We start from the raw sequence: 9,185 nt of genomic DNA, 5'->3' as shown, positions 1-9,185 counted from the left end.
CGATCACGCCGCCGACCAGGTGCACGCCGACCACGTCGAGCGAGTCGTCGTAGCCGAGCTTGTACTTCAGGCCCACGGCGTAGGCACAGACCGCGGATCTGCCGGCCCCGTCGGCCGTGAACGCCGCGGCCGTGCTCGGGCTCAGCATGGGCCGACGGCTGCCGTCCGCTCCCCCGGCGCCTGATGCCATGGACGTCCCAGCTGACCTCGCCCCCGGCCAGAACCCGCACCCGGTGTCCGTCCTGCGCGCCACACCAGAGCAACTGCGCGAGCTGTACGCCACGGCGCGCGCCAGAGACGAGCTGATCACCGTAGGTCTCGACCAGCAGCCCCGCGACCGCGACGACCAGGTCGCCGTCGCGGTGTTCGGTCCACGCGACCATGTCACGGCAGCGACCGAACACCTTCCTCACGAACAGGGCCCGCCTGTCCCCGGCGCGGACGGCCGGCGGAGGCGAGCCGAGATGTTCCCCACGGCCGATGACCGCCGGTTCGACCCGCCTGCGACGGGCGACGAGCGGCGCATGCTCACGGACTTCCTGCGAGCACAACGTTCGACTCTGGAGATGAAATGCTCCGGCCTGGACACCGAACTGTCCCGCCGGTCGGTCGAGCCCTCCACCCTCTCGCTGCTGGGGCTGGTCCGCCACCTGGCCGACGTGGAACGTCGCTGGTTCCGGCGCGTCCTGGCCGGCCATGACGCACCGCCTCTCTTCTCTTCGGCCACCCGGCCCGATGGGGACTTCGACGGCGCGGCGCCCGATCGGCGGGTCGTCGCGGAGGCATGGGAGGCATGGCGCAGCGAGGTGGCGTTCGCCGACGCGTTCACGGCCGACGCACCCGACCTGAACCTGGAGGGCCACGACGAGTGGCGCGGACGCGTGTCGCTGCGCTGGGTGCTCATCCACATGATCGAGGAGTACGCCCGGCACAACGGCCATGCCGACCTGCTCCGTGAACGCATCGACGGAACGATCGGGCTGTGAGGACGGCACACGGCCGTCACCCCGGCGATCGGTCGCCTCAGCTTCGGGGTCCGGGCGAGACGTGAAGGACCTCGTAGTCCGCGCTCCTGGGCGGGTCGGTGCTCAATGTGGCCAGCAGCAAAGTCCATGTCGTGACGTCGACCGCGGCCACTCTCCGCACGGTCGACGGGCCGGTCGAGGCGAGGAAGTCGCCGGTGAGGTTCTCCATGACCTGTGCCGGGGCGACGCCGGCGGGCAGCGGTCGCGTTGCCATCCGCATCGATCGGGCTTGGTCGAGTCGACCGGGCCCCGTCGTGACGCCGACAATGGTCCAATCCTGGATCGGACGTCGGCCGAAGTCACGCACGATCGCGGAGTATCCGGGTTCGCCCCAGCAGAACGCCCTCATCCCGTCGATGTCGTTCCAGACGTAGAACGGGGCGTACTCGTTGGCCTCCGCGCCGTTGGCCTTCTCCCTGATCAGGTACGCCTTGAAGTCCAGGCCGCCGAACCGGTCGAGCAGATGGCCGGATCGGGCGACGCGGTCGCGAATGATCCGCATGTCGTAGTCGGCCGGCAACGGGACCGCGTACTGCATGGCATACATCAGTGGGCTTCCTCCCGGGTGGTGGGCCGGTAGTCGTTGTACGTGGCGTCTGAGACGGGTCCGCTCCACGTCACCGCGCACCCGCAGCAGCTCCCGCGTCGCCAACATCAAACGGTCCCGTGTTTCCACGCCACTATCGTACATACTAGTAGGTACAGTCCCCCACGATGTAGTCGGCGACATCGAACCTCGCCAACCTGAGACAATCGCATCGCCTCGGGGCTCATCGCCCGGATCCGAGATGAGCCGGATCCCCGGCGGCGATCAGCACGAGAGCGCCGCGCGCTCAGGCATCGCATGCAGGACAGAGTCTCCTCACCCAAGCGATACATCAACGCACAGTTACCACTGACTACGCTACGTGTTTACGTGCCCCGGCGGAAAGGAAGTGTCAGATGCACCTGCCCATGCCACCCACCCCAGCTCCCATCCCGTCCTGAGCGCCGCCTGAACGGCCACCTGCCTGCCCGCCGTCGCAGCTCACCCGCTCGCCCGGCCCACCCCATCTGATGCGTCCCGCATGAGCTGGCGAAACCGAATGAGCGTGCGTGTGCGCTTCCCCACGCGAAGGAACGACACCACCCATCGTCGACCACCTCGGCCTGGACGGCGGCTCCACCCGCCGCCGTACGTGCTCAGCACCCGGTACCGGCGGCTCCCCTGAACTGGACCCGCGTTCGTACCGCCCGCTGACCTGAGAGAGCAGCCACCAGATCTCCAGCAGCCCCGAACGCCGTGGTCAGGCATGCGTTCGCGTTCTTCCGCACGCCGAAGACCCGACTCGAAGGCGTTTCCCACCCGCAGTGAAGGAACAGCAGTGAGCGCTACCGCCCAGCAGTACCCCCGCAGTGTTCCCGCCGCCTCCCGCCGCCTGGGCCGTGCCGGGCGTGCCGGCCGGGTCCTGGCGATCCTGGCGTTGAGCGCGACGGCCCTGGCCGTTCCCGTGCCCGCCCAGGCTCGGGCCCAGGCGCCCGAGCAGGTGGCGGTGTCCCTGGGGGACAGCTTCATCTCCGGCGAGGCAGGCCGGTGGTGGGGCAACAGCACGGTGGCCGCCGCCGCGGGCTGCACCCGCGGCGGAACCGACCGGGCCGCCTATCGTAGGCATCTGATCTGCCGCTACGACGCCAAGCAGGTCTATGGCGACACGGCCCTGCACGGAGCGGACACCGGATGTCACCGCTCCGACGTCGCCGAGATCACCGGGCTGCGCCGTGCCGGGCTCACCCCGATCAACCTGGCCTGCTCGGGGGCGGAGACCCGGCACGTCATCAGCGAGGCGTTCAAGGAGAACACCGCCTCCCAAGCCGACCTGCTGGCCCAGGTGGCCACCACCCGGCAGGTCGAGGTGGTCGTGCTCTCGATCGGCGGCAACGACCTGAACCTGTCCGGGATGCTGCGCCGCTGCGCAGCCCTGTACATGGCGAGCGACCGGCGCTCCTGCGCCTCCGCGGGCGAGGGCGACCGGTTCCTCGCCGCGCTACCGGCGGTGGAGCAGCAGGTGACGCTGGCGGTGCAGAAGATCCGCCAGGTGATGAGCCAGGCGCCGGCCCGTTCCGCCGGCTACCGGCTGATCCTGCAGTCCTATCCCTCTCCGGTGCCTTCCTCGGCCCGGGTGCGCTACAGCGAGGGCAGCGGCGGCAAGACCGCCATGCGGACGCTCGTAGGCGGCTGCCCGCTGTGGGACGCCGACTTCGACCTGATGCACGACACCCTGGCACCCGCGATCGACGCCATGCTGCGCCGGGTGGCCACCGCGACCGGCGCGGAGTTCTTGAGCATGCTGGGCGCCGTGGAGGGCCACGCGTTGTGCGAGCGGGGCACCCGCCAAGCCGGCACACTGGACGACGCCGCCGAACTCGGCGACACCATGGAGTGGGTCCGGTACGGCACCGTCGGCGCCAAGATCAGCCAGGGGCACCAGCAGGAGGCCATGCACCCCAACGCGTTCGGCCAGCAGGCACTCGGCCGCTGCCTGCTGTCCCTCTACCGCAACCCCAGCGCCCAGCCCTGCGACACGGACGCGCCTAGGAGCCGGCCCTGATCTGGTCCACGGCCGGTCTCACCCGTGATGCTGGCCCTGCTCGGCAGGCTCGATGGTGCAGTCCGGGGCCGGGAACCGCTGCCGCGCCATCGCAGGCGACCGCGACAGCCGCGTAGTCACACTCTCCCATACGCCGCCCATGGACTCGCCTGGATCACCTGCCGAGGCGTCCCCTCTCATCAGCGCTTTCAGTCATGCTCGGCACGTTCTCGCGCTCGACGCCAGACACAGAATGTGACTTAATGATTACAGTCAGTGTTCTTTGCTTCGCGAAGAGGAGAGCCATGCGTCTGCACTCTGCCCTGGCCGCCGTCGGCGGCTCCCTCGTGTTGGTTCTGGCCGTTCCCGCCTCCGCATCGGCCGCCATGGGCCAGTTCCGCTACTCCTATCAGACCGCCGACGGATACGACGCCGTGGGCTTCATCAACAACCCACAGAGCAGGACCTGCATCGACCTCCAGAGGGCGGGCTCTGACGGCACGTCGGCCGCCTACGCGCCGAAGAACCTGACCGACTCAACAGCCACGGTCTTCCTCGAGGCCGGCTGCAGGGGGGATGTCTTCTACAGCCTGCGTCCCGGCGCAGGCGCCTCCGAGCGCCTGTTGGTGCGCTCCGTCATCTTCTCCTGAAGTGGCGAGCGGCGCCCCCTCCCGCTCCCCCATGGGCGCGACGCGTGGCATGAAGGAGGCAGCTCAGCCAGGCGCAAGCGCACCCTGCGCGACGTGACCGCGATGGCCCCCGGGCGGCTGAGGGCACGTCGAAGCCTGAGGCGTTGAGCGCGCAGAATCCCGATCAACGGCTGGTCAGACGCTGCCGGCATCCGCGCGGCCGTCAAAGAGATGGTCACGGGCGGGCGAAGGTTCCGGCGGGTGGCGGCGGAGCGGGGTCGTCGGCGGGGAGGCCGCATCCATGGCAGATCTTCCCTTTGGTGATCGGGCGGACTTCGAGGCCGCTGACCGCGGGTTCGTGGCCGCGCTCAGTCCTGCGATGGTCAGGGCCGACGGCCATGTCGTGTGGGACAGCGACTCCTACCGGTTCCTGGAGCAGGAGTGCCCGGACACCGCGCATCCCAGCCTGTGGCGGCAGGGACAGTTGTGCGTCAAGCAGGGCCTGTACGAGGTGACCGACGGCATCTACCAGGTACGCGGCCTGGACCTGTCGAACATGACCCTGATCGAGGGCGAGCACGGCGTCATCGTGATCGACCCGCTGCTGTCCGTCGAATGCGCCGCAGCCGGGCTGAAGCTCTACCGCGAGCAGCGAGGAGACCGCCCGGTCACCGGGGTGATCTACACCCATTCCCACGCCGACCACTTCGGCGGAGTGCGCGGCGTCACCGACGGCGGCGTGCCGATCCTGGCCCCGGCCGGATTCATGCACCACGCGGTGTCGGAAAACGTCTACGCGGGCACGGCGATGAACCGCCGCGCCACGTACATGTACGGCCCGGCTCTGCCCCGCTCCGCGGAAGGGCAGATCGGAACCGGGCTGGGCATGACCACCTCGACCGGCACCATTTCTCTCATCCCGCCGAGTAAGGACATCACGTGCACCGGGCAGGAGGAAACGCTCGACGGCGTGCGGCTCGTCTTCCAGCTCACCCCGGGCACCGAGGCGCCGGCGGAGATGAACTTCCTCATCCCTGAGCGCCGGGCGTTGTGCATGGCCGAGAACGCCACGCACAACCTGCACAACATCCTCACGCTGCGCGGCGCGCTGGTCCGTGACCCGCGTGTCTGGTCGCGTTATCTGACCGAGGCGATCGCCTTGTTCGCCGGCCAGGCCGAGGTCTGTTTCGCCTCGCACCACTGGCCCACCTGGGGCACGCAGAACATCGTCACGTTCCTGTCGCAGCAACGCGACCTCTACGCCTACCTGCACGACCAGACGCTGCGCATGCTGAACAAGGGCATGACCGGCACCGAGATCGCCGAGGCCATGCGCATGCCTCCGGCTCTGGAGCAGGCGTGGCACACCCACGGTTACTACGGCTCGGTCAGCCACAACGTCAAGGCGATCTACCAGCGCTATCTGGGCTGGTTCGACGGCAACCCGGCGCACTTGTGGGAGCACCCACCGGTCGAGCAGGCCCGCCGCTACGTCGAGTGCATGGGCGGACGCGACGGCGTCCTCGCCTACGCCCGCCGCTACCTCGACGACGGCGACCTGCGGTTCGCCGCCACGCTGCTCAACCACGCCGTCTTCGCCGACGAGCACGACAATCAGGCGCGCTCGATGCTCGCCGAGGTCTACACCCGGCTCGGCCACGGCTGCGAGAACGGCACCTGGCGGAACTTCTACCTGGTCGGCGCGCTGGAACTGACCAGCGGCGTCGTCCCCGCCGACCTCGACACCGCCTCGCCGGAAATGCTCGCCGCCCTCACCGTCGAGCAGATCTTCGACTCCCTGGCCATCCGCGTCGACGGGCCCCGCGCGTGGAACGAGAGCCTGGCCATCGACTGGCACCTGACGGACCTGAACCAGCGCCACCGCACCACGCTGTCCAACGGCGCGCTCATCCACCAGGCCGACCCGCCGCCGCAGCCTGCGGACCTGACGCTCACGCTCACCCAGCAGCAACTGCTCGGCCTGCTCACCGGCCGGCAGTCCGGCGGCATCGAGCATGAGGGCGACATGGAGGTCCTGCGCCGCCTGACCGCCGTCCTGGAGGATCCGGATCCAGCGTTCGCGATCGTGACGCCGTAACCCGGCCGATGGCCCGGGAGTCGTACCCCGGGCGACTCCGGCGTCAGCCAAGAAGGCTGCGCAGGCCTTTGGCGAGGAACAGCAGGGCGAAGACCAGGATCAGGAGCAAAGACAGGGCGCCGTTGTGCCGGATGAGCCAGTCGCGCATCCGCTGAAGGCGCTGCTCGCCGCCCGCACTGAGCGCGGTGGCGTAGGGGGTGAGCACCCCGATGCTGCCGATGACGACGAACACGGCGGTGAGGACGAGCTGCCGGCCGAGAGGCAGCGGCTCGTGGGCGGCGGTGATGGCGCCGCCCGCCAGGGAGGCCAGGTTGACCGGGTTGGCCACGATGAGCAGCGCCGCCACACCGATGATCTTGGATGGGGTGAGGGTGTCCATGGCGGCGAGCCAGCGGGGCACTTGAGGGGCCACGCCTTCTCGGCGGCGGGCGGCCCGCCGGACTCCCGTGACGGCCATCGCCAGCAGGAGCGCACCGATGATCAGAGCGAGCCAGGCGACCCACGCCGGCCGGGCGTGTCCGGCAGCCCCGGCCGAACCCAGCACGGCGATGAGGACGATCAGCACGATCCAGCTCATGAGCAGCCAGGTGGCTTCGAACAGCAGCGCTTTGGCGCGGCCGTTGGCACTGATCAGCAGGGCGATGACGGCCACCACCGGGAAGGGCGAGACGATCAGGCCGAGGGTGTAGGGCAGCATGTCGGCGAAGGCCTTACCCATGGTCACCCTCCCAGGAAGCCCGGTTCGAAGGCGTAGAACAGCAGGAACACCGCCGCGCAGACGAGCGCCTGGGCACAGGTCGGCCACGGGTGGCGGCCCGGCGATCCGCGCGGAGCCGACATTGAGCGGGATGGCCAGTGCGGCGAAAGCGGCAACGGCTCCCCCAGCACCGCACGCACGCCTCACCCCCGTGCGGCTGACGTACCCCTTCTGAGCAGGAACGATGCTCTCCCGAGCGTTCCCTTGCCCTGTTGTTGGCGAGGAACCAGAAGAGTCCGTCGAGGGCAGATGCGGGGGGCCGGTCCGCCGTTCCCGGGTGGGGCTCTGTGCGGCTACCGGCGCGCATGGCCGCGCCCGGATCCGCCGGCGGCGCTGGTGCCGCAGGCGTTCGCCTCCGCACCGCCGGCGGGCCTGCCGGCGGCGTCGGGCCTGTACACGGAACTCGGCGCGATGATCGGGTACGCGCTGCTCGCGGGCCCCCTTCCTGAGTGTCAGCCCGGAGTCGTCGGTCGCGATCGTGGTGGACGAAGCGCTCGCCACCGTCCAGGGCGGCGCGCGATCGTGACTCCACGCTTGAGCTGATCGACGATGTAACCTGATCGCTGACTCTGGGCTCACGGCATCAGGCCGTCCGGCGTACGGACGGGTCGGGACGCCTGACGCCGGAGACGATCAGCACGACCACGCCGGCCAGACAGAGCCAGGAGAACAGGTCTCCCACCGTGCCGTAAACCGTCCGCACCGCCTGGACGGGGAGGTAGGCGACCATGGAGACCTGGCCGGCGGCGAAGTAGTCGGCTGTGGCGAGCATGCGCCCCTGTGGGTCGACTGCGCTGGACAGCCCGTGATCGGCCGGGCGGAGCAGGGCATATCCGTTCTCCACGGCGCGGAAGATCGCTCGCTGCGCGTGGGCGGCGTCCATGCCCTGCCAGTCCCGGGACGGCACGACCATCAGACCTGCCCGTCCGGCGGCCTGGCTCATCAGCGCGGGGAAGTCGGCGTCATAGCAGATGACCCCGGCCAGCCCACCGTAGGGGGTGTCGAGGACGGGGACCTGGCCGGTGCCGGGAACCAGCCCTTCCATCGGTGTGGGATGGGACTTGTCGTAGTCCCAGCCGACCCGGCCGTCGGGGGTGACCATGATGGTCTTGTTGCGCAGGTACGGCGCCTGGTCGGCGTATACGGACAGGCCCGCCACGAGGTAGACGTGATGCCGTGCGGTCAGTGTCCGGATCCGGGAGAGCAAGGCGTCCAGGTCCCGCTGCATGGTCCAGGCAGCGGTTTCCGACCAGGCGATGATTCTGGCGCCGGCGGCTGCCTCCTGCTCGCTGCGTGCCAGCAGTTCGTCCGTCGCACCGGCGAGCGCCTGCCGCTGCGCCTCCGGCGCGCGGGCCAGGACCTGTTCGAACGATCCGTACTGCGCGCGCAGCCGGGCGGTGGCGGCCGCTCTGGCCTCGGCGGCGGCCGTGGACGGGCTGATGGCGGCGACGCGTACCGACGCCGCGGACGGCGGGAAGAACGCCAGCCGGGCGCCGCCCCCGGCCAGCACCGCGAGGAGGACCGCCGCGTAGATGAGAACCGGCAGGGGCCGGCTGAGGCCCCGCTGCCAGACCTGGTTGACGACCGGGGCACACCAGGTCACCAGGAAGCTCACACCGTAGGCGCCGGTCACGGATGCGATCTGGATCAACGGCAGGTCGTCGTGCTGGGTGGTGCCGAGAACGACGAAGGCGCCGAACGGGGTCATCTGCGCGAGCAGGAATTCCACGGTCACCCAGGCGAGCGGGAACACCAGGCTGCCCGCGATCTCCCTGCGGGGCGCGAGGAGGCGATCGAGCAGGAACGGCAAGGCCAGCAGGGCGGCCACGGCCGTCACCACGAGCACCGAGACCCCGGCGGGCAGCCTGACGAGCAGGCCCGTCTGGTACAGCCACGCCAGTCCCCCGATGGCCTGGACGAGCCACAGGGCGGCGAAGCCGGGCAGGACCCGGCTGCGGCGGGCGAACCGCATCAGGAAGACGGGGAACAACCAGGCTGCGACGGCCACTTGCCAGGGACCGTGCCAGCCCAGGATGGACAAACCTCCGCCTGCGGCCAGCCAGAGAAAACGGGGAATGCTGTCTTCCCTGCGTGACGTGTCAATCATCC

Annotated in this window: 7 protein-coding genes and 1 pseudogene; 4 read left to right on the top strand and 4 right to left on the bottom strand. The window is 69.7% G+C overall.

Annotation, left to right across the window (positions count from 1 at the left end):
* Nucleotides 1–118 (bottom strand): annotated as a pseudogene (locus tag AB0K18_RS36095) (hypothetical protein); the annotation flags it as partial.
* Between the two features lie 28 nt (nucleotides 119–146).
* Between AB0K18_RS36095 and AB0K18_RS36090 the strand changes: the two are divergent.
* The gene (locus AB0K18_RS36090; protein WP_364923710.1) at nucleotides 147–986 is read left to right on the top strand and encodes a DinB family protein; all 840 of its coding nucleotides are present in this window, start codon (nucleotides 147–149) and stop codon (nucleotides 984–986) included.
* 37 nt (nucleotides 987–1,023) lie between these two features.
* Here AB0K18_RS36090 and AB0K18_RS36085 read toward each other — a convergent pair whose 3' ends face one another.
* Nucleotides 1,024–1,572, bottom strand: coding sequence for a DUF4865 family protein (locus AB0K18_RS36085; RefSeq protein WP_364923707.1), 549 nt, complete (start codon nucleotides 1,570–1,572; stop codon nucleotides 1,024–1,026).
* Nucleotides 1,573–2,389: 817 nt separating this feature from the next.
* On the opposite strand from AB0K18_RS36085, the gene AB0K18_RS36080 reads away from it, so the two are divergent.
* The 3 genes from AB0K18_RS36080 to AB0K18_RS36070 all read left to right on the top strand — a co-directional run bounded on the left by AB0K18_RS36080 (nucleotide 2,390) and on the right by AB0K18_RS36070 (nucleotide 6,319).
* Nucleotides 2,390–3,613, top strand: a complete 1,224-nt coding sequence (locus AB0K18_RS36080) for a GDSL-type esterase/lipase family protein (protein ID WP_364923704.1) — start codon at nucleotides 2,390–2,392, stop codon at nucleotides 3,611–3,613.
* Nucleotides 3,614–3,897: 284 nt separating this feature from the next.
* Nucleotides 3,898–4,242: a hypothetical protein gene (locus AB0K18_RS36075; protein ID WP_364923701.1), complete on the top strand. Its 345-nt coding sequence runs from the start codon at nucleotides 3,898–3,900 to the stop codon at nucleotides 4,240–4,242.
* Nucleotides 4,243–4,522: 280 nt separating this feature from the next.
* Nucleotides 4,523–6,319, top strand: coding sequence for an alkyl sulfatase dimerization domain-containing protein (locus tag AB0K18_RS36070; RefSeq protein ID WP_364923699.1), 1,797 nt, complete (start codon nucleotides 4,523–4,525; stop codon nucleotides 6,317–6,319).
* A 43-nt stretch (nucleotides 6,320–6,362) separates the two neighbouring features.
* Here the strand turns inward: AB0K18_RS36070 and AB0K18_RS36065 are convergent, their stop codons facing one another.
* Nucleotides 6,363–7,037, bottom strand: coding sequence for a GAP family protein (locus tag AB0K18_RS36065; protein ID WP_364923696.1), 675 nt, complete (start codon nucleotides 7,035–7,037; stop codon nucleotides 6,363–6,365).
* A gap of 622 nt (nucleotides 7,038–7,659) precedes the next feature.
* Complete coding sequence (locus AB0K18_RS36060) at nucleotides 7,660–9,183, bottom strand: nitrilase-related carbon-nitrogen hydrolase (RefSeq protein ID WP_364385295.1); 1,524 nt, start codon at nucleotides 9,181–9,183, stop codon at nucleotides 7,660–7,662.
* Nucleotides 9,184–9,185: the final 2 nt, after the last annotated feature.

This window comes from Nonomuraea sp. NPDC049421 (genome assembly GCF_040677005.1).
GTDB lineage: Bacteria > Actinomycetota > Actinomycetes > Streptosporangiales > Streptosporangiaceae > Nonomuraea > Nonomuraea salmonea.
Note: the sequence above shows the minus strand (reverse complement) of the source record. Positions and strands in the feature narration are given on the sequence as shown.